Genomic DNA, 25,083 nt, shown 5'->3' with positions numbered 1-25,083 from the left:
TCACACGGGAGGGACTGATCTGAAGCGCTTCTGCAATCGAACGGACGGTCTCGCCCGCGCCAGAGCGCGTTTGTGAATGTCTTCCGAATAGAGGCGCGTCATCCATGCTGGCGCCCGTTGCCCAGCATGGAGCTTGAATCAGAAAAAACAACATCCTCTAGCTCGCATCGATGAGCATTTCCGGACAGTTAGATAGCATGTTTCGACAGCATCCCGTCTTTTTTTGATCTGGCGAGTACATTCAGGCAGGCGCCGCCTTTGCACGCTGCCTGTGAGAATAATTCCGCAATTAAGTCGTCTTGGAGCGAGATTTATAATTCATGGCGGAGAGATGACATTGGTTAGTGCCATACGGTTGCGCCGCCGAATATCGCCCACGCGACATTGGCATGAATCGTTTCCGCAGACTGGGGCTGATCGCCCGGGTGGCCCCCCAACCTTGGGAGTTGTACATCGAGCCTTTGTGCGAAAAGCTCGTTCGCAGATGGACGTTGCCTGTCCGATCGCAGACATCGCCCTCCGCCATGAAGAGCGCGCCAACGGCCTATTGCAACGCGGTCTGGCGGGAGAACAGTGCGGTGCATGTATAGAAAAAAGGAGCGTCAAATGAACTTCACAATGTCCCCAAAACAGAAAGAGTGGCGGTACCGCGTGCAATCGTTCATGATTGAGCATGTCCATCCGGCTTTGTCCCTCTACCAGCAGCAGAACGCCGAGGGCGACCGCTGGAAGGTGATCCCCCTTATCGAAGAACTAAAGAAGAAGGCGCGTGCCGATGGTCTATGGAACATGTTTCTGCCTCCCTCCTCGTGTGATGACGATGAATTTCGCGGGGCAGGATTGAGTAATTTGGAATATGCACCGGTTGCGGAAGAGATGGGACGCATCGTCTGGGTTTCCGAAGCATTCAATTGCTCCGCGCCCGATACGGGCAATATGGAAGTGTTGATCCGCTACGGCACCAAGGACCAAAAGCGACAATGGCTTAAGCCCTTGATGAACGGAAAGATGCGCTCCGCCTTTCTGATGACGGAGCCGGCCGTGGCCTCATCGGATGCCACTAACATCGAAACCCTGATCGAACGCGATGGCGATCATTACGTGATCAACGGCCGCAAATGGTGGTCGTCCGGTGTCGGCGATCCCCGCTGTAAGCTTGCTATCGTGATGGGAAAGACCGATCGTAACGCGCCCCGCCATCAGCAGCAATCGCAGATCCTAGTTCCGCTCGATACGCCGGGTATTAAGATTGAAAGGATGCTTCCTGTGTTCGGCTATGACGATGCGCCGCACGGGCATGGTCAACTCCTACTTGAGAACGTTCGCGTTCCCGTGGGCAATCTATTGCTAGGCGAGGGTCGGGGCTTTGAGATCGCGCAAGGTCGGCTCGGCCCGGGACGCATCCATCACTGCATGCGCACCATCGGCAAGGCCGAAGAAGCGCTGGAAAAGATGGCCAAGCGGCTTAATTCGCGCGTCGCTTTCGGCAAGAAGATCGTCGAGCACTCGGTCTGGGAGCAGCGCCTCGCGGAGGCTCGCATTGACATCGAAATGAACAGGCTATTGTGCCTGAAGGCTGCCGACATGATGGACAAGCTCGGCAATAAGGGTGCTCAGCTGGAGATCGCTATGATCAAGGTGGCGGCACCTCGCATGGCGCTCAAGGTCATCGACGAGGCGATACAGGCCTTTGGCGGAGCTGGCGTCTGCGATGACGCAGGACTTGCGCGCGATTATGCGTTGATCCGTACCATGCGTCTTGCGGACGGACCCGATGAAATTCACTGCCGCGCCATTGCCAGGCTTGAACTTCGGAAGCATGCAGACACTCCTGAAAACTAAAAAGGGGAGATCGCGTAGCGTGGCTTGCGCGGTGGGTTTGGCATCGACTAGGGCTGGGCCAATAGGGCTCCGGAAAACGGAAGTTTCGAGCATCAACTAGGAAACCGAGGTACGCTTGACGGTTGGTTGGTAGGACAGATTTTAGATAAAGGGCTGCATTTGAATGCAAGAAGGTACAGACCTCCCGCGCGCATCGCGTACATTCTGCTAAAGCAACACGGATCGGGTGGAGAGGAGCGAACGGGCATTTGTATCTGCAATCAGGCAGAGGCCTCCGACCGGAGCGGTTTTGAGGCTTATTGTCCCGCTCAGGGAGCATCTATCACCTATGCGAACAGGAACGGCGCGCAGTGAAGTTTGTCGTCGTGTCGACAAAACAAGGGCCTCCGCTGTCACTGTTGACGGCGGCCTACGGCCAATAAGCGCGGCAGCAAGGAAGGGGCTCGATGCCAATCGACTATCCCGCAATACTCAACCTCAGAACGGCAGCCGCTCGCTATTCGTGGAGCGATCGTGAAGTGATGCTTTATGCGCTTGGCATCGGCATGGGCTCTGATCCTCTGAACGAAAAGGAGCTGCAGTTTGTCAACGAGGCGTTTGCAGGACCTAAGCGGCTGAAGGTGGTGCCGACCTTTGCTTCAGTCTGCGTCTCCGGGGCGCGACCCGGAGCGATGGATCTCAATCGCGTCATGCTCGTTGATGGCGAGCGCGACATCACATTTCACGAGCCGATGTCTATTGCCGCCAGCGTTACCGCGGATGCGCGGGTGCTCGGCGTGTATGACAAGGGCAAGGAGAAAGGCGCGATCATTCAGGACGAAGTAGTTGTCAGGGATGGCGATGGCCACAAGATCGTCACTATCGTTTCTTCGACCTTTGCGAGAGGCGACGGCGGCTTTGGCGGACCACCGAAGGGAATGCCCGGTCCGCACCTAGGACCCAACCGGGCGCCGGACAGATCAATAGATATTGCGACACGGCCCGACCAAGCGCTGATCTATCGTCTGTCAGGAGATCGAAATCCCTTGCATAGCGATCCGGAATTCGCGCGTCGGGCCGGATTTCCTAGGCCCATTCTCCATGGCATGTGCACCTATGGAGTGACTTGCAGGGCGGTGTTACAGACGTATGCTGACTACGACCCTTCTGCATTCCATCGGCATCGAGTCCGGTTTTCTGCTCCGGTGTTCCCGGGTGAGGTCGTCACAGTCAATCTATGGAAGGATGGTGATTCGATTTCGTTCGAAGCTGAGGTTCGAGAGCGCCAAGTTACCGTCGCCAAGCATGGGCACACGGTATTGCGCTGAGCCTTTCGCCCTGCTCCGCGCCAACAGAAGCGCGAGGCATATTGTTCGATTCTACCATGAACTGCCATACGCGAGCATCACGCTCGCTCAACGAGCTTCGGTCAGATTGCCTTGATGCATTCGCAGCTCGTTGAGCGCTAATTCGACGGGCGCGACATCGATGAAGGTCGCTATGCTAGTGATGCCGCTTCTCCCTGGTTCGAGTTGGCCGACACGATACCGACGGAGGCCAATTCGTCGTAGACATCGAGTCGCGCCAGCTTGACGGCGACACTCGGGATCGAGGTCCCCTCAGATCGGAAGGCATCGCGCAGCGAGGCAAGATCGGATAACCGTCCGGCATAGAGATCGGTTGCGATCGCCTCGGCAACTTCGGCTTCGCAGGCGCGCGTGTGGGGCAGCAGTGCCGATGATGCGGTCTGGCTATCGGCAACACCACCTGTGCCGAAGAGGGACAAACATACGGTGTCGCGGTCAATATGATTTGTCTCTCACAAGACGGAAGTTGCCAAAACACTGGTCTCAATGACACGCTTGGTGGTGAAGTCCAGTGATGATCGCATCCTGTCTGTTCCTGGGTGAGAGCTAGACGAGCCATGTGGCCATCGTCGCCTGGCGGCATTGATCCCAGTCGAGACAGGAATATTGCGGTAAGCCGACCGTCGTATGTCTCACGTGAACTGAACCGGAAGTCCATTGGAATCAACTAGCGGATAGTTCTCACTGGTGAACCCGCGAAGCAGGTCCCATAGATCTCCTATTCGAAGGGATGCAGCGCATCCATGCTGATGCGCGAAGATAATCAAGGCAGCCGCATCACAAACGGCCTCAGTGTATCTAATCCGCGGCTTCGCTGGCCAGTCGCCAAATAGCGCGCCGTGCGCGAAAACTGGTGCGGGTCTTGCTTAAAGGAAAAAGGCAAGCCATCCGGCTTCTGCCGAGTCGGCAGAGTGCGACGTCGCCAGTTGGAGTTCCGACATTAGAGTCTTCAACCGGACATGGATGGGCAGAAAACAGATGTATAAGTGGGGGATTGAGATGGCGTCAGTCGTGTGTCGTGCCCAACGCGAATGGCTGCATCTCTATTTCCATCCGCCGAGCGCCTCACAAAATAAGCCGCCGACCGTTGTGCGCCGGCGAACACAGCGGTCGAATCCGAAATGCGGAGGAGCTAACCTCCGCGACTGTGGAGCCGGCCCGCGATAAGCGGCGATCATACAGTACACGGAAGAGCGGAGTGCTCGCTTAGAGTCCGATTGCCCACATTCCGAAGTGACTGTAGGCACTCTCTCTCTCTCTCTCTCTAAAACAGAACCTTATCATGTCCAATCAGACCGTCTTACCTGCCAAGACCGAGCGCACCCGCATCGTCATCAGTGTATCGATTGCTCTCGTCTTATCGGCGCTCGATCAGACCAGTGTCTCCCCTGCCATGCCGGCCATTGGAGCGGCGCTCGGCGATAGGCTGTGGCTTAGTTGGATCATCTCTGCGTATTTGCTAACGTCGACGGCGGTCTCACCGCTTTTTGGTAAGATTGCGGATCTCAGAGGACGACGATTGGTCCTTCATTCATGTATTGCCATCTTCACCGTCGGTTCGGCGATCTGCGCGCTGGCGCCAACCATGGCTGTGTTTATCGGTGGACGCGCTATCCAGGGTATCGGTGATGGAGGTCTTGTTGCGGTGGTGCAAACGATCATTGCTGATATGGCGCCCCCGAAGGAGAGAGGGCGCTATTATGTATACATCTCTACGCTCTGGGCTGTGTCCGGCGTTGCGGGACCCGTCATTGGTGGCGTCCTCGCCGAACACGTTCACTGGACGATGATCTTCTGGATAAATCTGCCAGTCGGAGCAGCCTGTTACGCCGTCTCGTCGCGAGCACTGACCAACGTACCCGACGTTCGTCGCAACTACAACCTCGATGTTCTAGGCGCGATCATGGTGATTGTCGCAACCATGATGCTGCTCTTGGCGCTCACGTGGGGCGGCACGGCTTATCCTTGGATCTCACTGACGATCTGCGGGCTCGTCTCTGCGTCGCTGCTGCTATTTGGTACGTTTGTCTGGTATCAACTACAACGGGAAGAGCCGTTCTTGCCAATAAGCGTGCTTGGCAATCCTGTCATTGCTTACGCCGGTTCTGCTGTCTTCTTTTCAATGGCATCCTTTATTGGGCTATCGGTGTATTTTCCGGTCTATCTGCAGCTAATTGAAGAGTTCGGTGCAGCCGCGTCCGGATTGGCGTTGGTTGGGTTGATAAGCGGCATGTCGCTGGGGGCCAATATCTCGTGCCGATATATAAATAAGTCAACTCACTATAAGCGGGTTGCCCTGCTGGGCGCCTGCATCACCGCCTTAGCGCTGGTGCTGCTCGCGCTATTCACTGGCAAGGCGTCTTTCGCGGTAATCGAAACGTTGGTCACAGTGGCGGGCTTCGGTTCCGGATCGTTGTATCCGATAGCCTTGATATCGGTGCAGAACGCTTCCGAACGCCGCCACCTCGGCATCGCTACAGCAATGTTTATCTTCTTACGATCACTCGGGCTGGTCGTTGGTCTCGCGTGCCTGAGCACTATCGTCCGCGCGACCGGCATTGCCTCTCATATCGGCTCGGGACCCTCCACCCTTGGCGGTGATGTGCGCGCGCAGATAGTTGATGGCTTTCGTTGGGTGTTCTACGCAGCGGCCTCATCGCAAGTGTTGTCTATACTGTTCTTGATGCGCATGGAGGAGAAGCCGTTGCGCGGGCACGCGCCGGGCTCGACTCGGGAGGATTGAGCGCAAGTGTGAACTGCTGTCATCGTCCAAAAACGGGAATCGCCCGTAGATCGGTCTGCTCCAAGGTAGGTGAAAAGCAGCGCGCAAGACACATTACATCGTGCGAACAGCGGTATCCCATCCGTTGAGGGCCGCCTTGTTTGACGGAGGCGAGAGCTGCAGGTCCTAGGGGTGATCCTAGGAGAAGCGCTATGACGATTTTGCGGGCAGAGGTGATCACGTTGGTTGAGCGGCGGCGTCGGTGGTTGCATGACGAGAAGGTTCAACATCGGTCGAGCGTGGAGCCACTGTTTCAGAGGTAGCTCGCAAGGCGGGCCTTCATTGTGAGCCAGCTGTTCAGGTGGCGCAAAGAGCTTTGCAAGCACAGTGAGACGAGTGTACCGCACGTTAGTTCCGGTCGAGATTGGGCCGTCTGTGCCGCCGCGGGATGTGCCGAAGCGCCGCTGTTCCCGCTGAAAGCCTTGATCGTATTCGTGCCGAGATTGGAATCGTGGACGTCACCTCACGTTGAGAGGTGATTCCGACCGCCGCGTAGACAACTAAGGCAGCAGTCTCTCCAATTATGCTGGCCATCATGGAGCGTCCACGCCGGGTGCGGATCACCGGCAGCTGTCAATACCTGCTGATCCCCCCGAATCTTGCTCGACCGCAACTTCATCGCCACTGCTCCGATACAGATTCGCCTTGCTGATGTCACCTAGGCCGTTTAGCAGCCGAACCAGGATCGCGCGTTCAGAAAGCCGCGCGGTCAGGGAGCATCGCGTTCTTGAGCTGCAGTCTCGTATCTCGCACGGACCTCGCTCGATTCGGTCTCCGGACCGTTTTCCGTTCAGATCTCACGGGCGACGGAATTCATCGAGGTACACGTCATCGTCGGTGGTTCTATCTAACTGCCATGATGGACCTGTACAGCCGAAGATTGTCGGCTGGGTGCTTGCGGATCTGTCTTTGGCGGCAAGCGGATGGCGATCTCGGCTCTGCAACCAGGTGCCAGCCTGATCAGCCATTCTGATCGCGGCGTTTAGTATGCCTTCGCGGACTACCGCAAGCTGACGCAATCCGCGGGACCAATGACGTCAATGATCGCAAGGGCCACTGTTATGACAATGCTCGGATTGCGAGCGTCTTGCACAAGCTCAAGACTGAGCTCGCCCACCCGAGGTGCGATCCAATATCGGCAGCTGCCACACAGGTTATCGTTGCCTATATCGATGGCTTCTACAATCGTACTCCTCTAGTCGCGATTTGGCTATGTCAGGCGACCGAGATGGAACTGAAAGCGACGTAACTCTGCCCACTTTCGAAGGACGATCTATTAATCTCGAGGACGTTTGGTGGAAAGAGAGTGTCCGACCTATTGCAGAATGGACAGCCGTGTTGCCTCGAAAAAAAATCGAGATTGCCCCACTAACCTGCGGTCAACATTAATGCGATGGAGAACCAATTTTGCCAAGATCTTAATCTGAAGACGCGAAGGCACATCGTGAAGCAATACGACGCAATCGGAATCACCGCGGATGTGGAGGCGACCGATCCGATCCACGAAATGAGTTCAGGCAGGAAGAGGGAGCGAATATTGTGATGAGAGCAGAAATCTGCAAGGCCCGCTGCTTCCGAGCGGTGACGGACCCTCACGTGTAGTTGCGGCCAAGCTTCTCCGGCTTCGTTGCCCTTCGAAGTGGGCACCTCCCAACATTCGTAGCTTGTGGCTTCGGGCGGTTAAGTGCAAATTCCTCTGTAGCGCAGTCGAGCTGAGGCGAGACTACTATTGAGTAAGCATGTGACGAAAGAAGAGAGGTGGCGGTTTGCGAGAGCCGGAGAGTGCCTCGCTGCATGTTCTCTGGCAGCGTACGACTTGCGGTGGATAATTGGAGGAGGAAATATGTGTAACGACGCTTCCCAGGAATGGGAGATCCGCTGCGATCTGGCCGCCGCCTACCGTTTGATCGCCCATTTCGGTATGGACCATCTGATCTTTACTCACCTGTCGGCACGGCTGCCTGGCAAGGAGCGCCGTTTCCTCCTCAATCCGTATGGCATGATGTTCGACGAAATTACGGCATCCAGCCTTGTCGTGGTCGACCCTGATGGCCATACAATCCAGCCAGAGGAAGAATCTAAGATTAGTAGCGCAGGCTTCACGATCCATTCCGCCGTGCACATGAACCGTGACGATGTCCAGTGCGTCATGCACACGCATACTCTGGCCGGCATGGCGGTGGCCGCTCAGGAGCAGGGGCTGCTACCACTTAATCAGATGTCGATGGCTTTCTATGGCAGCATTGCCTATCACGACTATGAAGGCTTGGCGCTCAATCTCGAGGAGCGCGAGCGGCTGGTGAGTGATCTTAGCGACAAAGACGCGATGATCCTGAAGCACCACGGTTTGCTTACGGTCGGGCGCACGGTCTCTGAATCATTCCTCAACATGTATCTGCTGGAACAATCGTGCCGCATTCAGATTACGGCTACGCAAGGCGGGCAGGAGATCGCTCTACCATCGGACGATATCGTCGCTCACACGGCCGCGCAGTTTAAGCAAAATCAATATAATAGGAGTCCGCGCCCCTGGGCGGCGCTCAAGCGCCGCCTCGATCGTATCAGCCCAGATTACGCGACCTGATCGGCGGGCACCCAAGCGAGTAATGGGCACACGTTCCGCGACGTCATCGAGGACACCGCGGGGCTTGCCGGCTCTCAATCGAGTGAGCTCATGTCGAAGGATTATCGGAGCCACAAACGCGCCGCGCCTTCATCGCTGATCAGAAGCATGGCGTCTTCGGCTTGTTCATATACGAACCTAGGCGCCGATCAGCCATTGATCCCTGCATACATCAGCTGAGGACCGGCAGCCACTATGATCGTTTTAGGAGGTGTCATGTTATGCTGCCAACGTCAACCTGACGACCGTTAACCACAATCTCCATCCGTCTTCGCCTTGCTAGCTTTTGCCGGTGTTGATCGACCAAAGCTCGTTTGTCCGCTAACGGAAAACGCGCGGCATGATTTCCATGGATGACGTGGGCCGGGACAAGACCAGTGTTAGCTTTGCAGCACAGACGGTGGAGATGAGCGGCCAGCTTTCAACTTGCTTGCGGGCTCCGGGAAACCGCCAAACTCGCGTTGCCGAAAGTGCTGAACGCATTCAGAAAATTGCGGATACTATCGATCCGTCTTGATCGGACAATTTGGTGCTGACGCGCTTGCCGCAGCGGTGCTGGCGGGCAGGATTTATTTCGCTGGAATCGGGTTCGCCATGGCCTTCCTGCGGTCATCGCACCATCAACTGCGCAGGCATTTTGGCCCATAACCGAGTGGTGCTACAACGCACGCTGCACGCGGCGATGTCCGTGGCGCTGCTTGCTATCGGTTCCGCTATTGGTGGTCGCGTTGCGCGGAGAGCAAATACCGCTTGCTGTTGGCCAAGGGCCGGCGCAGCGTGACTTGCCTCAGCAATATCTGCTCGGGCCGACTCGGATCGGACCGACGACATCCATAGTCGGCCTAAGCTGCAACCTCTCCGCCTCTCGAACGCTCTGCTACCGCAACCGATCTCGTCAAATGTCGAATACTCAAATGTCAACACTACGTTTCTCACCAGAGTGGGTCGTGTCCCCAATCGACGATTAATGTTGTATCTTAACTTACCGAACCTCCGAGCCAGAGGCAGCTCATCACGATGGGATACCGGCTGGCAATGACAGCCGAAGCTAGTCCGTTACAAGTCTCCTGTTTCGAGGACGTGGCAGTGCCGTCGCCAAATGGGGCATCACGCTTTCGATAGGATCCGAGTTTCTTAGAGATGTCTCGACCAGGCCGGCCAACTGCAAGAAGTTGAGAGTGCCAACTGTGCTGCTACAGATCGTTCGCGAACGAAATGAGACGCGAGTTGTATCGGATCATAGGCGTTGGAAGGATGGCGGGATCACGCTTGCAGATGGGTTCGATGGTGACCGTTAATGTTAGTTTGCAGAACATCTTCAGCCCTGAGGCAATCTACGTCGTACCGGCCATGCATGCGAAACTCGCGATCCCGGTACTAATACCAAACGAAGAAGATGATCGGTAAGATGGAAAATCATGTGCATCTTTGGAAGTCGCAGCGATTTCAGCGAGGTCCTGAAAAGGCCGACCATGAGCGCAAAGCGGCACCATCTCTGGGCGCGGGTAGTTGCCCGTGGATTCTGACATTTCGTCACATGACGAGCGACAAAAGGTACGCGGGTGGCGTTGGTCTGACGTCGATGATCAAGGGAGGTGATATATGGTTGCCGCATTCTCAACGATCTCTCGAACCGGTATTCCCTTTCCGAAATCAGAGTACGAACTCCGGCAGCGCAAGGTATTTGAGGCTATGGCACGCGCGGAACTCGACGCACTCATGGTAACCGCCCTCGGTCATCTCCGGTACCTCACCGGGTACGATGGACGTGGTGTGTACTTCGCACCATTCCCGTTGATCCTCGTGCCGGGCCGGGTGCCGACATATGTTGTCCGAGAGTACGAAGTGCAGGCCGTTTGCGCCAATAGCTGCATCGATGAGATCGTTCCATATACTCAGGAGCACGATTTTGCGAATGTGTGCGCTAATGTTCTCAAGAGCTATGGATTGCAACGTCGAAGAATCGGGCTTGAGCTCGGCTGCTGGAACCTCGCGCCGGCCGATGTGAATGCGCTTCAGGCTCAATTACCTGATTTGACGATTGTCGACGCGACTCGTGTGGTTGCGTCGGTTGCAGCCGTAAAAAGCAAGCTTGAGCTCGAGGTTATGCGGGATGCTATGGCCATGACCGACCTGGCGATACGCACCTTTCAGGAGGCGCTTCGTGACGGCATCACTGAAGTGGAGATGGGCGCGACCATCGAAGCTGAGGTCAGAAAAGCCGGCGGTGAAGTCCGCCCAAACTACACTCTGGTTTTCGGCGATCGAACGAAGCTGCCTCACGGTGGCGCGATGGACCATCCCATCAGAAAGAACGAGCCGGCAATGGCGGAGATCGGCGCCGCAAAGCACGGTTACATCGCAGGATTGGTTCGGAGCGCCGTACTTGGTCAGCATCCCGAGACCGAATCTATCCATGACCTTGCGGTGGAGGCTCTCGAAGCCGCGGTCGCGGCGATCAAACCGGGGCTTACCGCGGCTGCGGTCGACGCCGCCTCGCGCGGGGTGATCGAGCGATCCGGGCGGCTGCAGGTCTTTCGCCATCGGACTGGATACCAAAGCGGCATTCATTGGTCGGAACGCGGTAGCCTGAGCTTGGAGCCAGGTGTGGACGACCTCCTTCAGGTCGACATGACCTTACACATGCCGATCATTCTATTCAGCGAAAGCGGCTACTTGTTCGGAAGCAGCGAGCACGTCGTCGTAACAGAGCATGGCGTGGAAATACTAAGCCATACACCGCACACGCTCTACCGTGCCTGAGCCGTTAGGGACTGAATGTGCACAGCGTCGCGAATTTTGGGATCTACAGCTTGGCGCTGCGACTTCCATCAAACTCCCGAGCTTGTGCAGGAACACAGCGAGAGTTGTGGCCGAGAAACTGGCTTCGTTCGGCATCAATGGCATCGAAACGAGGATAGTCGAATCCGGTATCGTCGCACTGATTGAAGGAGAGCGCGGAGAAGGGCCGACGATCGGGTCAGGGGGACAAAGACGCCATGCTAATCCTAGAGGCGTCAAAGCCTGGTAGTCAAAAATGCAAGCAAAAGTGCACGATGCGATCATGACGGGCACACGGCCTTGGTGCTGGGGAGGCGGCGAAATATCTTCCAAGTACATGGAATTTCAGCGGCTCCATCGCCTTGATTGGCCACCGCGGAAGAAGATGGACAGGGTAGCCAAAGGTCGAGGATGGAATTGTGGACCATTTCGCCGTCTCCTAAGTTTCGGGATGCAGAACGCGCCAGCATTGCGATCGGTAAGTTCGGGATTTGCGATGGCCGGAGGATTACGTCGGAGCACCAGTTTAACATTGTCGCAAGGAGCAGGGGCGCCTGCGGCCTATCCTGACGAGCCAAGCGCTCCGGCTATAATCACAGCACAGATCATCCTCGGATCTGCAAATGTTGGTGTGCCGCAACACGATCTCCGTCACGAAGTGGGACGCTGAAACGGCGTACAATCTCTTTCCAGATTTCCTTGAAATGGCGAACACCGTCGGGACCCGAGCGCTCACCCTGCGGGATTTCGTCGACGAAAGATCATGACATCGTCACGAGGCATTGCGCAGGGATTGGGAACGGATATCGAGTTCAAATGCCGCCGCTTCGTCCCCGTCACGCTTAACAACGCCGAGTGGACCGATCTAGCGATCAAAGTGCGCGCAACCTGGGACTGGGGCGGTGAACGACAGGATCAGGCTGCGGATGGTGACAGAGAAGTCCGCCTACATTCTTAGAATTGTTCCGAGTAATGGACCGACTGCTGGACTGCGCCAACCGGCGCATGATTTCGACGACGAAGTCTGCCTCTGTGTTAGCGGCTATCAGGTGAACTTGGTCGAGACGATGCTAAGTGTCTGGCGTTGGCTCAGGCAGGAACTGGTGAACTGCTCTCGCTGGCGACGTTCAACCGTTTTCCAGGTTGGCCAACAACCCAGGCCGGAAAGCCAGAATCGTGTCGAAGCCTATTAGCATATCCGCATGCTGTACATCGCGGAGCACAACGACGCTCGACGAACGCGCTGGGGTACGAGGTGCTGTTGAAGGTCAAGCCCCTCAATCTCATCTGCCTTTTTCAAAAGCCGTGCGCCAAGCGCGAAGTTGGTTTGCCAAGGCCGGGAAGAGTTGGCCAGGTGTGACCTGTTGCGGGCAGCTGGCGGGGCTGTGGCTACACAATTTCGCGGACGCGAACTCGCTGAAGTTCACGTCGGTGATCGATGGGATACCCAGGTGCTCTACCAGGGCGACACACTTGAGCCTCGCCAAGGCCGAGATATTTCCGCTGAGAGCTCTGTTTATCGGATGCTGAGCCTCTCATGCAGATCGTGCGAAGCAGGGCCGGAGGATCTCGATCACGATCGAGCCTGGGTTTTGGAATGATCAAGCCATACGACGTATCGCTGCCAACGCAGAATACCACCGAGTGTTCCGCACCGCCATGGCGATGCTTCCGCGACACACCTATTCCTCAGGCCGCTGATGCGAACGTCATTCGGCAGAGGGTCGTTATGTCGTAGATGGGTAACCTCATGATCCGGCGGATCGCCGGCGTTACTAACGGGAACGCCGTGCATTCGAACAAGATCGCTGCGATTGCCGGTTGCGCAGCGCGTAGTCCAATGAGGCAAGTGACGACGTCTGTCTCAATATCGGCGATATCGGTAATCGGGGGAGGGCGCTTCATCTCGTTTTGCCAAAACGTCCCGCCCTCGATGCCGCCGACAACTATCCTCGAGCGCTCGGCTGTATTATCGAGCGAGAGCAGGTCGTCGCCCAAGTATTTCGAGTCGGCCGTCACGACAGCGATCTTGGCGTGCCTCGGCAACTGACGGAGCAATGACGGTAGCAGGAGAAGGCTCGACATCGCCACAGGGACATTGACCGACGCTGCTACCGCTGCCTGATGCCGGATAGAGAAGCCGCAATTAGAGGTCATTGCGACGGCGCCTCGCTCGACTAGGCGCCGAGCAGCTGCAATGTATGCCGGCTCTAGTCCCGGATCGCCGCGGATAACCACATCCGCCCAGGCTCCTGCGACCGTTTCTATAATGATTGGAAATTCGAAAGTAGTCGAATTCAGTAACGAGCCGGGCCGGGGCTGGGAGCCTGGGAAGCCTCGTTCGAGATTCAGGATTCCGAGAGAGCGCGGACGCTGCGATGCCATTAGAGCCTCCTAGAGGAACGTGGGATTGTCCAAGTGTTTGAAATGCGCAAGGGCCGGTCCATGGAAATGAACTCAGCAAGTTCGACATTTACGGTTGCCACATCATGGCTGCGCGAGACGAGTTCGACCTTGCCGCGAGGGTAGAAGCGGGCATGCGGCCAATCCGAACGAGACCATCGATCTCTAGCATTATTGGAGCAGAGGCTACCGTCGGCCTGCAAGCTGTGGTCTGCGCACTCGAACCTGATAGGCTTGGCAGCGTTTCGCAGCATCGGGACACCAAGGTCATTGGAAAGTTCGTTCGTACGGAGGCTTGAGCTCGGCATGGTGGTCGATATCTTGAATATCCCGCGAATTCTGAAAATCCCGTGACGGCTATTCGGAAGGCGGCCCTGATGATCATAGCCGTTAGCTAGGAGATAGTGATTTCGAAGCACATAGGGTTCGCACAGATCCGCGTACGGCAGGCTGGCTGAATTTTCCGGTCGCCGGGTGTTCGGTCGTCTGAATCTTGAAAATTGCATTGATGGCTTCGGTACTTTGCATCGACCTCGACGAGGTGCTCGTTCAAAACGTGCTCGCTTAAAATCGGACGCGACGCGCGTAGTCGTGGAGCAGTCCATTGTCGGTTGACGCAAGACTAGTCGTGCACGTTGGATGCGCAGATCGCCAGGACGAATGCCCGTCAATTTTTCGTCCGGTGGCATTTGCGCTTTGAGAGCGTTCGGAACGTCCTTGATCTGCAAAAGGGGAAGGCAAGTTATCTCACCGCTGGACCCTTTCTAGTTTGTCGATCGGTTCGTCAAACTCGCGATTGCAGAGCGAAGCTTTTCTTGAGCATGGTTCCAACCCGCGCCGAGATCGTGCAAGAGCGCGGACGATCGCTCGATGCTCCTTGAGAACTCGTCGAGCGCCTCGGCAACTGCCTCCGGAGCGGGCCCTCCCGCCCCGCGAGCCTCTCGTACAATCACGTCGGGTGCCGGCGAGACCTCAGGATTGAGTATCCCACCCTCTCGCATGATTGCCGAGAGACGTGGTGCACCACAGTCGACAGCTATCGTAACCAGCTGCCCGACCTCATTATGAGCAGCACGAAAATCGAGGCCACTGCCGACCGCGAGCCGCGTCGCCGCTTCCATTGCATTCACGAACGACCTATCCAGCATATCAGACGCAACCTCTTCAGCGACGGTCAACCCAGAAAAGCACAGTCGGATGAGGCGCACTGATCCGATTGAATTGTCAAGTCCGGACCAGACATGGCGAGTAGCTTCCGTTCCGACTGCCACACAGTTCGTGAACGGCGTGCTATGCATGCCCGTGATTGCGGCGACCAAACAGCCGATTATCGCGCCCGCCTTTCCCTGGACCTGCTCGAGAAGGAACGGGTTCCGCTTGTGAGGCATCGCCGAGCTAGAGCCAACCAGTTCGTCTGGAAGACTGGCCAGCCCGGCGTCGCCGACCCAGAGCAATAACGTCTCAGCGATGCGGCTTAGATTGGATCCGAGAATCGCGGAACCGGCCAGCAGACGAAGAATCAGATCCCGAGATGCCACGCTATCGATGGAGTTGACCGGTGGCGTTGCGAAGCCGAGCAGCCTTGCCGTCAAGTCCGGCAAAATTGGCAAGGTTGTGCCACCCCCCGCGCCCGCACCAAGACAGGAACGATTGAGGAGCGGATGCACCGCCAGTAGTGCATCCAGATCGCGCGTGAGCGCGCCGGCGAACGCCGCCAGATGGTGCGCGAAGGTGGATGGCAAGGCAGGCTGACGGTGGGTGTGCAGCGGGAAGATGGTCTCAAAGTGGGCGCGAGCCAGCTCGCACAGCACACGTAGAAGCTCGAGGAGTTCGCGGGCCAATTCCTGATATGGCCCTCTCAACTTGAGCTTTACAAGTGTCGCATTGATGTCGTTGCGGCTCCGACCTAGATGTAGATTGCTGGCTTCGTTCCCGATCACCGTGCGGAGATGATTCTCATAGGCGAGGTAGGAGCCGCGAGGGGCAGGGGAAGCCGCAATACTCTGGAATCCCTCTGCCTGCAATCTATCGAGCTCGACGAGTACCTTTTTGGCGAGACCACGGTCGATCAATCCAACTCGCTCAAGCATGATGGCTTGGGCTCGATCGATTTCGGCGTAGAAGGGTAATTCATCGCTCGCTGCGCGCCGAAGGTCGGCGTCGAACACGATGGCGCTCGCTTCAGGATGGAGAGTCGATTTGATGCGGCCTGTGTCCTGCAATATTGTCTCCTTATGTCTTGCGGATGAAAGCTACGGCAGCCTCGGCACGCCGAGCAGCAGCCGCCGGATCGGCATCAACCGCGATAACATGACCTATCCGGTCGCGAAAATCGTTCCTGCGCCTGAATTCTATCGGCAGGGTGTGATATAGAGTAAGCTCGGCGAGCCCAAGGCGGTCCACGAGACGCTCGTGGTTCCGAGGAACGCGGAAGGGGCCTTCGCGCTCCGGTACGATGAATCGGATTGATCCATGAGCGCCTCCGATCGGAGTAGCGAAGGTCGTTCCGAGCAGGCTGCGGAGGACCGCTAGAACCGGATCGAATCCGGTCGCGTGACGGAAAAGGCTGGGGATCGAGCCCCCCGCGAGGCGTGGATTAACTTCGATAATCGTAACGCAACCTTGGTGTGCCCGGAGTTCGACATGAGCCGGTCCTCGCACATGACCCAGGACCTCAACGGCGTGAAGGGCTGCATGCACGAGCTGTACCCGCAATTGAGGCGACATGATTGCCGGCACATCATGTCCGATCTCGACGAAATACGGCAGGGCTCCGAGATATTTCCGCGTCAGCCCGATGATCTGACCGTCGAGAATCTCGACGGAATACTCGTTGCCTGCGATGTAGGGCATCAGCAGAGCACCGGATTGCGTAGGACGGCCGTTCACGTCGGTCCTGGTCCGGAGCAGGCTTCGCAAAGCTTGAATCGCGTCGTTTTCGGTCTCTACCAAGGTAACCCCGACGCTTCCGGTCCCGCTGATCGGCTTTGCGACGGCAGGTAAGCCGACCTGTGTGATCGCGTCGCGGATATCGCAGTCGACGTCGACCTTAACGCTAAACGGGACGCGGGCATCCGCCGCACGTAGCGCAGCAGCCTGACGAACCTTGTCGCGGCAAAGTGCGATGGCGTCGGGATCCGGACCAGCGAGCCCAAGTCTTCTAGCTTGCAGCGCCGCCGCGTAAAGATAGAGATCGCTCGAGGTCGTTAACAGCGTGATCGACATGGTCGCAGCTACATCATCGACAACGGCAGCAATAGCGGCCTCTGAAGTGGTGTCGCATGTACGTAGATCGAGGTCTGGACTACCTTGCAAAAAGGCGTACCGCTCAGGTGAGGCCGTGACAAAGACCGGGCGAAGCCCCAATTCTTGCGCGCGCAGAATGAACTCAGCGCCCGAGCCGGAGGTATTGGATTCGATAAAGATCGCTGCGGAGATGGCCATTGAAGTAACATTCAGTTCGCGAAATTTGAACACCGCATGACATTGGCCAACGAGCGACGGTTCCAATTCAAATGACACCAGCCTCTCTTGGCGCAAAGGGGATGATCGACGAGAATTGGCTTGATCGCGGCGAGCTCGGCCCGATAGCCGTGCTCGCGCATCCACGTTGGATCATAGACGTTGCCCTCGTAACGGTTGCTGTCATCAGGAAACACGGCGAGCACTTTGCTTTGGGGAAAACGCTCTGCATACCACTCGGCGACAAGGTAAGCTGCCCCGCTCGTGGGCCCACGTCTCAGCGAAGTCTCGCGATGAAGTCGGTGCGTTGCTTGGTATGCTTCGTTGGCACCGATCCAATGGATTTCATCGAACGCCCCGTGGGCCAAGTTGCCTGGGAGAATACTGTTGCCGAGACCTCGCAATTCGCGGCGGCCGGCCGGCTGGCCGAACAATACGCTGCCGAAGGTATCAATCCCGACAAGTTTCATTTCAGGAAAGAACGCGCGGCAGTAGTAGGCTAGGCCGCAGGATGAACCTCCCGAGCCCACCGTTGCCACCATCACGTCGATCTTGCCAAATTGCCTGATCGCTTCCTCGGCCGGACGTGCATAGGAAAGACGATTGCCGAGGTTGTCGTACTGCCTTGACCAGATGGCGCCGCTGCGATGTATGAAGTCGAGGAGCGCTGCTTTCCGGAGAAGCTGGACATTGGCGTCGGATGCTGTCGCCTCAACGAGATGCACTTTGGCCCCCAACTCCTCCATCGTGCGTTTGAGCGGAGGCTCGATGGCGCGATCGCCGAAAATATGCAACTTGAGCCCGAAGTGCATGCAAACGATAGCGAGACCGAGGGCCATTGTTCCGCTCGATGTTTCGACGACCGTCGTGTTGGGGCTGATGTCGCCGTCGCGAAGACCAATGTCGATGATGTTAAAAGCTGGGAATACCTTCATGATTCTGAAATCAATCGCGGCCAAGTTCTGTTTTAGTAGAACGACCTTGAGGGGCGCGTGGGCGCCGACGATATCGGAGAGCGTGTCCGTCACCACCTGATACTCAATACGGCGTCGAAAAGCTGCCAATGCGACCGAAACCGAGCCGAGCGATCGCGGTGCTGGCCTCAGCCAATCGGGTACGAAGGTCAGGCAGAGCCGGATCGAAGATAAGGCCTGCAACTGTACCGCTATGGGCCACGACGATGCCGGCCGAGCCGGTGCCCTCCCTGATGCAGAGCAGTTCGTCGAACTTCGGTTTCTTGAGCGGATGCTGCATGGCGGTTTCGCTGGTCAACGCGGAGAATGTCGCAACGCGGCCGACGAGAGTGACGCTCTGCTCAGCAATTGCCCGATCCAGAACTGCCAATGCGCATCCGAATGCGGCGATCTGTTCGCGCGAGTAGCGAGCTCGCGGCAATCGATCGGTGTCGAAACCGCCGCTTACGGAACTCGTATCAAATCCCAGAATACTCATTTGCGGGAGAGGACCGTTTAATGTGCGGACAATCTTGCCGATGCGTTGAGCGAACAGGACGGTGCTGCCCGAGCAGTCGAACATCAGCGAGTCACACGAACGCTCAGCAGCGACCGCGAGCTTCGCTTGCACATGAGGTGCGGGAATGATACGAGATCCCCGGTAGATACTAGCGGCATGGGCGGCCGCGCGGATCGAAGCCACTACGCCGGTCGTGGACGAGCCCATGCCAGCGCCTTCTGGTACGAACGTCATCACCTCGAGCCTAGCCGCGACGCCCTTCATTCCAAAAGCATCGAGGGCGAGTCGAGCGGCGATCTCACATTTACGGAAATGAACCGGTCTCACGTGTATGCCCGTGCGGCCGGCCATCGGCTCGAACTTGCCCGTGCGGCCGGGCTCCAACATCAGTCGAGCGACTGATCCATCGGCGTACGGCATATGAACTGAGATCAGCGCGCGCACTACCCGGCGGTGCCCACCTTCTGAGACATCGAAGGCGCCCTGGAGCAGTTCGCCGAAGTGCGGATGGCACGTCCCTACGCCGCATATCTTGGCGAGCCATCGATGGATGGTCCGCGCGCCGTACCCCGGAAGTTTCAGTGGGACCTCGATCATATCGCTACCCGCTGTGACTGCACGGCTAAGCCGCAGGTTGACTTATTCGCAGGCCACGCGGAGTCCGACCGGAACGATCTTCGCTGCTGGGAGGACAGTATCCAATGATGGCCGCACCGTTGCATCGTTCATTTACAGGTAACGCTAGTGCTTTTAAGTTTGCAAATGTGATCCGCACAGTGTGCCTCGAAGCAGTGATTTGCTGATAATCGACGGACTGAAGTGAAGAGCGGCCGACTTTGATGATTTTGACGGTCATGACGAATTTGGCTCTGGGTTTCGAATGAACGCAGTCGCTTGCCGCAGCGGCCTTGGTAGCTGACCTATTGGACCTGCTAGCAACACTAGCCAAGCGCTTAGATGCGCGCACCTACCAGTAGTGGGAGTGCGTTATCAACTGAGTGCCCCAACGTGCGATCGGTAGTCAATTCAGAGCGATCACTCTTGATCTTAAATCAGATGTCGCCCAAGGACACGATGCAATAGTTTCTGTCTGACGTTCGGTTCCAGTGGCCGCATGCGGCGTCTCGATGTAGCCGATCGCAGCGGCGATAGGTGTGCCGCTATGAGCCAACGCCATCCAACGCCGTGCCGGGGCACGGCCACATGGTCACTTAATTTTTCTCGTTCAGCGCTCCAGTCGACGAGCTGATAAAGTCTTGGAGAACTGGGTCCTGACCTCCCAAGTGTGTGGGTGGCTCGAGCTAGTGAATGAAGAATCGTCGTCGGTCATTTCACGGATCCTAGCGACCTTGCTCGAGTCAGCGCTCTGATAAGAGTGAAGATGTCGGCTATCGAGAGCGGTACGAGGATGTGTAGGGTGCGGGGTGCGAGTCGATTTAATGTTGTTCAGCGCCTGGTAGCCTCTTCTCGGTCACAGGCTATGTGGAGCTGTAGCCGGTTTTTCCGATCGCGGATAAGTCAGCAGTCTTCGTTTTCGGAATTTGAGGTACGCCAGCCTCGGATTACGATGCGGCATGAAGGCTTGCCGCAATTGAGGATGGCACGGCTGGTGGCCAAACTCTTGCCCGTTGCGAAGAGAATGCAGCGGGAGTTTCGACCGTATGCTGCGGTCTCGAACAAGGCGACCAAGCTTAGTGACTGGCCGAGCGATTCCAGATGACTAGGACGTCGTCCTGGCCGGGTCGGGCACATCTTCGGTCCGGCGCACCGATCCAAATGGGCGTTCTAACATGCGGCGGATACGCACGGGGTTAGAGCCAATGTGGAAGGCCGCCGCCCGCTGATCCAACGTCCGCTCTGATTTTGTCCAGCGGTTGCGTTGGCGCAAATAATCAAGCCATGTTGGGCAGTGATAGCGCTCCGTCCACAGCTCAGGGTCGGCGATGTCGCGCGCGATCGACCAGCCATAACCTCCGTTTCGCTGTCGAGAAAGCTGTATGTCCTGCATCAAGCTGTGAAAGGCGCGCGCATTCTCTGCCGCTACGCGATATTCGATCTCCACCACGAGCGGTCCACTGCGATTAGTAAGCGGGAGTCGCATCTCGGGGACGCTCGGTGCGTCTGTGTCCTCTCGACGTGCGCTGATTTGCGGGATAGGCAGCCAGAGCCCAATTAGCGAGGAGAGCAGCACCAGCGCGGCCGAGACGAGCATGGCGATATCGACCCCGACGGCGTCGGTGAGGTGGCCCCAACCCCAACCGCCTATGGCAATCCCGCCGGAGAGCGCAGCCTGATAGGTCGCGAGAGATCGACCGGCGACCCAGCGCGGTGCGGAGAGTTGAATGGCGATATTGAACAAAGTGATCGTCATCGTCCACACGGCGCCGGCCAGAACCAATGCGATCGCCGTCAGAGCTGGCGCTCGGCTCATCGCCACCGCCGCGATCACACCGCTCATCAACAGGGTGCAAACACGTACAGCAGCTTCGCCGCTCATTCGCTTGCGCATCTCTGCGAGACAGAGAGCCCCGATGATCGCGCCCAGACCATAGGCTCCAAGCATAACGCCATAGGTCTGCGCACCACCGTGCAGTAGATCCCGAACGACTAGCGGCATTAGCGCCGAAACAGAGCTGCCGATGATGCCTGCCACCATGGCACGCTTCAGCACAACCTTGATCGACGGCGAGTTGGAGATGTAGCGGATACCCGAAATAATCGCGCGGCTCAGCTGCTCGCCCGGTAATCGGGACGGTTCCTCCACGCGTTTCCAGCGAAATAGCGCGACCATGAGCGGCAGATAGAGTAGGGCGTTGAGCGGAAAAGCGGCTACGCTGCCTGCAAGGGCAACCACGATGCCGCCAATGGCGGGCCCAAAGCTGCGCGCGATGTTGTAGCTTATGCCGTTGAGGGCCACGGCCGCGGGCAATGCCTCTACCGAAACCTGTTCGCTGACAGATGATTGCCATGCAGGGCTCATCAGTGCCATGCCGCTGCCGACAGTAAAGCAAAGTAACAATAACAAATTCGGTGTAACGAGTCTCATCCAATCGAGCGTCGCCAGCACGGTCGCGCCGCAGAACGCGATCGAAAGTGAAACAAGCGATACGATGCGGCGATCGTACATATCGGCAATCGCGCCGGCCGGCATCGCGATTAGCATGACCGGCAGCATCAACGCGGTCAGGACAAGCGAGATCTTGCCAGCTGACTCGGTCATTTCCATCATAGCCCAAGCAGCACCAACGAACTGTATGAGAATGCCGAGATTGGATAACAAGCTTGCAAACCAGGTTCGCCGAAATGTGGCATAGTGGAGTGGCGCGCTGATGTCGTCGATCCTCGATGCCTGCGACGCTCCGGAGTCCGTCATGCCAGCTCCTGCCCTTCCGGCGATGAATTGGTTGTGAGCCAATTGAGCAGCGGTCTGTGAGCGTGCGTCTTTTTAGATTCCCTCAACTCAGGTAATATGCTTGCGAAGTCTTGATGAGGTGCACTCTCGTTCTCACATAATCCTACGATTGAGTACTCGCTGGCCCGTGTGTGGAGAAGCGGCCTATGCTGAAGCGCCAAGGACTTTCTCGATATAATGTTGACGAGATTGGGCACGATGATATCCCAACTCGGGATGGAGTTCGTCGCTGTCAGTTGTGACATGTCCCGCTTAGCTACGATTCATTCCCAAATTGCTGCAGCTTGCGTAGCTTTGAAACTCTTCACGATCGCCTGATTCAAATCAACCGGCGGAAGTTTCCTCACGCTGACAAATCATAAGGAAAGGCGGTGCGGATTTCTTGCGTTCAATTCGGTTAAGCGACGAAAAAGCGCGCCTGCGCGGGATGGCGTCATTCCTCAGTTGGGAGCTCAACTGGAACAGCAAAACCAGCTTTCACCCGGTCCAATATGACCATCGTCTTGAAACCCTTAATGTCCTTGTTCTCATAAAAGAACTGGCGGGTGAACTGCTCGTAATCTTCAATGGTCCGCGCCGTAATGTACAGGACAAAGTCAGCGTCACCAGTGACGAAGAAACCATTTACGACGTCGGCGGAGGATTTGATCGCTTTCTTGAACCTGTCCACGATATCTGACCGCTCGCGCTCCAACGTTACGAGCACCAGCATCTGGATGGGCCTTCCCACCGCTTTCGGCGAAACGATCGAAACATCGGCTTCAATGATGCCGGCTGAGCGCAGCCTCTTCAGCCGCCGTTGACATGCTGTAGCCGAAAGTCCCGTCTGCTCACCAATTACCTCGGAGGTCAGGCGGTTGTTCTTTTGAACAATCTCTAGGATGCGAGCGTCTATTCTATCATACTGCATGTGAGCTCCGGACTTAAGGTCAATCTCGCCGTCGGTTGTCGCTGCGATGCAGGAAATCCTCCGCTGGGCAGTAAAGCGCGACGCAATTCTGTTCCGGATAGGAGTATGCTGAATGTTCAGGCAATTTCAACAAGCTAAAAGGTTTTGCCATCCCATCCCATCCCATCCCTTGGCTTGCGCTAAGCAAAACACTCAGCAGCATCTGAGCGTTTCGTGTTAGCGGATGAGAATGATTGTCAACAGACGAGGAGCTTGTGCTCATCGATGCTCTCGTTCGAGGAACTTCGAGGTGGGGGGCGTTTCTCGCCTCAAGAAGACGCTCCGAAGAGCGATTCGTGGAAGGCTTGGGAGATGGTTACAGGCAACCTTGTCGAACCGCAAAGTAGCGTCAGGCATTGAAGCGGTCACAGGCAGACATTGCGCGGCCTTTTCTTCTCATCGAACCCTGTGAGGTAAGGCTAAGCAGAGGGCCTGGGCGCTGCAACTTCTGTTAGTCACTATGCCTTTCCTTGAAGCGGGTCATTAAGCGACTGATGCGAATGTCATCCGGCAGAGAGTCGTGATATCATAAATTGGTAACCCCGTGATGCGGCGCATGGCCGAGGCTACCACTGGAAACGCCGTGCATTCGAACAGGATTGTTGCAATCTGTGGATGCCTAGCGCGAAGGCGGGCGACACAACTGGCAACATCGGTCTCGATATCAACGATGGCGGTGAGCGGTGTGGGACGCTTCATCTCATTCTCCCAGAACTTGCCGCCTTCGATCCCACCGATAACGATCCTAGCTCGCTCGGCTGCATCGTTGACTCCAAGCAAATCTTCGCCGCAATACGTCGAGTCAGCGGTAACAACCGCGATTTTAGCGGACGGTGGCAACTGGCGTAGCAAAGAGGGTAGTAAGAGCAAACTCGACATTGCGACAGGAACATTCACCGAAGCGGCGACTGCCTCCTGATGCCGAATAGAGAAGCCGCAGTTCGAACTTATCGCAATTGCGCCTCGTTCTACCAGGCGCCGGGCAGCCGCGATGTAGTTTGGCTCGAGCGTTGGATCTCCGCGGATGACCCTATCAGCCCAAGCTCCCTCCACCGTCTCCACGATGATCGGAAAATCGTAGGTCGCAGGATTCAAGAAACCGCTAGGCCTGGGCGGGACCGGCTGCCCCCGTTCGAGATTTAGAATTCCAAGCGATTGTTTTGTATCAGGTGCCATTGGTGTCCTGGCAGTATGAACGCGGAAATAGATATTACTGGCCCTTGGGGCCGAATTCCTTTGATTCGTCCCTGAGTTTGGATGAAATTCTGCAGGCTACGATGCTGTGGCGACTGTCCTCATCGATCGCGTTGAAGATTTGCGTCGCAGCATCGGTCGCCGCCGAAGTCGACTGAACCTTCTCATTCGCTCTTTCCTGTTTCACGGCGGCCGATCACAGCTCGGGCGGGCTCCTTGCTGTGTACTTTCTGGCGCACCCAACGCGACTGCTAGTGGCGATCTCCGCCCATTCCTTGAAGTCGCAGGCTTAATGTGAGCGACGTCAGTATACGCACAATTTATGCTTGCTTGGGCCTGAATATGGATAATTAAAACGAAAGACGAGGTCTAGGTTGGAGGGCGTTGACTGAAGTGATGCTTCGCTCAGCAGAAACGAGAATTGCTGGGTTTGGCAAACGTCTGGTAGGCCGGAAATGGGAGCTTGCGACAAATTGCGTTCAGGGCGGAACCTTACGATCGCGGGTGGGGCAAGCTGGAGCCGAAGCGCAATGAGGCAGTTGCCTTCTCACTCTCGGATTCAGCACGTTGCTAGTCGATTACCTTGGTAGTTAAGTGCAGGTGTTTTCTCGATCACAAAATGATGGCCGCGCGCAGGGACGGTGCGAGGGATGCGCGGTGCCCCGCTCTTATTCGTAGACGAGTTCAAACAATTGGCGAAAGTGGCGCGGTTCTAGTAGACTTCCGAACGCTTCTCGCGATTGAGGACTTGGACCTGTCTCTTATACACATCTCCGAGCCCACGAGACATGTCCAGCAATCTCGGATTCCGGCTCA

14 protein-coding genes are annotated in these 25,083 nt (G+C 56.8%); 5 read left to right on the top strand and 9 right to left on the bottom strand.

The genetic code is table 11. The features are described 5' to 3' along the window. Positions 1-606: 606 nt before the first annotated feature. Positions 607-1,842, top strand: a complete 1,236-nt coding sequence (locus QMZ05_RS25215; protein WP_353703202.1) for an acyl-CoA dehydrogenase family protein — start codon at positions 607-609, stop codon at positions 1,840-1,842. Positions 1,843-2,288: 446 nt separating this feature from the next. Next, positions 2,289-3,149 carry a MaoC/PaaZ C-terminal domain-containing protein gene (locus tag QMZ05_RS25210; protein WP_353703201.1) on the top strand — a complete coding sequence of 287 codons (861 nt, stop codon included), beginning with the start codon at positions 2,289-2,291 and terminating at the stop codon, positions 3,147-3,149. Between the two features lie 170 nt (positions 3,150-3,319). On the opposite strand, the gene QMZ05_RS25205 is transcribed toward QMZ05_RS25210, so the two are convergent. Continuing rightward, positions 3,320-3,607 (bottom strand): hypothetical protein, encoded by a 288-nt coding sequence (locus QMZ05_RS25205; RefSeq protein ID WP_353703200.1) that lies wholly within the window; start codon positions 3,605-3,607, stop codon positions 3,320-3,322. 863 nt (positions 3,608-4,470) lie between these two features. Here QMZ05_RS25205 and QMZ05_RS25200 point away from each other — a divergent pair. The 3 genes from QMZ05_RS25200 to QMZ05_RS25190 all read left to right on the top strand — a co-directional run bounded on the left by QMZ05_RS25200 (position 4,471) and on the right by QMZ05_RS25190 (position 11,356). Next, positions 4,471-5,931: an MDR family MFS transporter gene (locus QMZ05_RS25200; RefSeq protein WP_353703199.1), complete on the top strand. Its 1,461-nt coding sequence runs from the start codon at positions 4,471-4,473 to the stop codon at positions 5,929-5,931. A gap of 1,882 nt (positions 5,932-7,813) precedes the next feature. Then, positions 7,814-8,554, top strand: a complete 741-nt coding sequence (locus tag QMZ05_RS25195; RefSeq protein WP_353703198.1) for a class II aldolase/adducin family protein — start codon at positions 7,814-7,816, stop codon at positions 8,552-8,554. Positions 8,555-10,195: 1,641 nt separating this feature from the next. Then, positions 10,196-11,356 carry a Xaa-Pro peptidase family protein gene (locus QMZ05_RS25190; protein WP_353703197.1) on the top strand — a complete coding sequence of 387 codons (1,161 nt, stop codon included), beginning with the start codon at positions 10,196-10,198 and terminating at the stop codon, positions 11,354-11,356. Positions 11,357-13,063: 1,707 nt separating this feature from the next. Here QMZ05_RS25190 and QMZ05_RS25185 read toward each other — a convergent pair. The 8 genes from QMZ05_RS25185 to QMZ05_RS25150 form a co-directional block, all read right to left on the bottom strand. Beyond that, on the bottom strand, positions 13,064-13,393 hold the full coding sequence (locus QMZ05_RS25185) for a hypothetical protein (protein ID WP_353703196.1): 330 nt from the start codon (positions 13,391-13,393) through the stop codon (positions 13,064-13,066). 1,148 nt (positions 13,394-14,541) lie between these two features. Continuing rightward, on the bottom strand, positions 14,542-15,999 hold the full coding sequence (locus QMZ05_RS25180) for a lyase family protein (RefSeq protein WP_353703195.1): 1,458 nt from the start codon (positions 15,997-15,999) through the stop codon (positions 14,542-14,544). Between the two features lie 10 nt (positions 16,000-16,009). Continuing rightward, the gene (locus tag QMZ05_RS25175) at positions 16,010-17,299 is read right to left on the bottom strand and encodes an ATP-grasp domain-containing protein (RefSeq protein WP_353703194.1); all 1,290 of its coding nucleotides are present in this window, start codon (positions 17,297-17,299) and stop codon (positions 16,010-16,012) included. Then, positions 17,233-18,267, bottom strand: a complete 1,035-nt coding sequence (locus QMZ05_RS25170) for a pyridoxal-phosphate dependent enzyme (protein WP_353703193.1) — start codon at positions 18,265-18,267, stop codon at positions 17,233-17,235. The genes QMZ05_RS25175 and QMZ05_RS25170 overlap by 67 nt, the downstream gene beginning before the upstream one ends. A gap of 10 nt (positions 18,268-18,277) precedes the next feature. After that, positions 18,278-19,309: a hypothetical protein gene (locus QMZ05_RS25165; protein WP_353703192.1), complete on the bottom strand. Its 1,032-nt coding sequence runs from the start codon at positions 19,307-19,309 to the stop codon at positions 18,278-18,280. 1,123 nt (positions 19,310-20,432) lie between these two features. Continuing rightward, positions 20,433-22,085 carry an MFS transporter gene (locus QMZ05_RS25160; protein WP_353703191.1) on the bottom strand — a complete coding sequence of 551 codons (1,653 nt, stop codon included), beginning with the start codon at positions 22,083-22,085 and terminating at the stop codon, positions 20,433-20,435. A 472-nt stretch (positions 22,086-22,557) separates the two neighbouring features. Then, positions 22,558-23,034 (bottom strand): Lrp/AsnC family transcriptional regulator, encoded by a 477-nt coding sequence (locus tag QMZ05_RS25155; RefSeq protein ID WP_353703190.1) that lies wholly within the window; start codon positions 23,032-23,034, stop codon positions 22,558-22,560. Between the two features lie 522 nt (positions 23,035-23,556). Next, positions 23,557-24,249, bottom strand: a complete 693-nt coding sequence (locus tag QMZ05_RS25150) for a hypothetical protein (RefSeq protein WP_353703189.1) — start codon at positions 24,247-24,249, stop codon at positions 23,557-23,559. Positions 24,250-25,083: the final 834 nt, after the last annotated feature.

Origin of the sequence: Bradyrhizobium sp. INPA03-11B (assembly GCF_040446015.1) — a bacterium.
Lineage (GTDB): Bacteria > Pseudomonadota > Alphaproteobacteria > Rhizobiales > Xanthobacteraceae > Bradyrhizobium > Bradyrhizobium macuxiense_A.
Note: the sequence above shows the minus strand (reverse complement) of the source record. Positions and strands in the feature narration are given on the sequence as shown.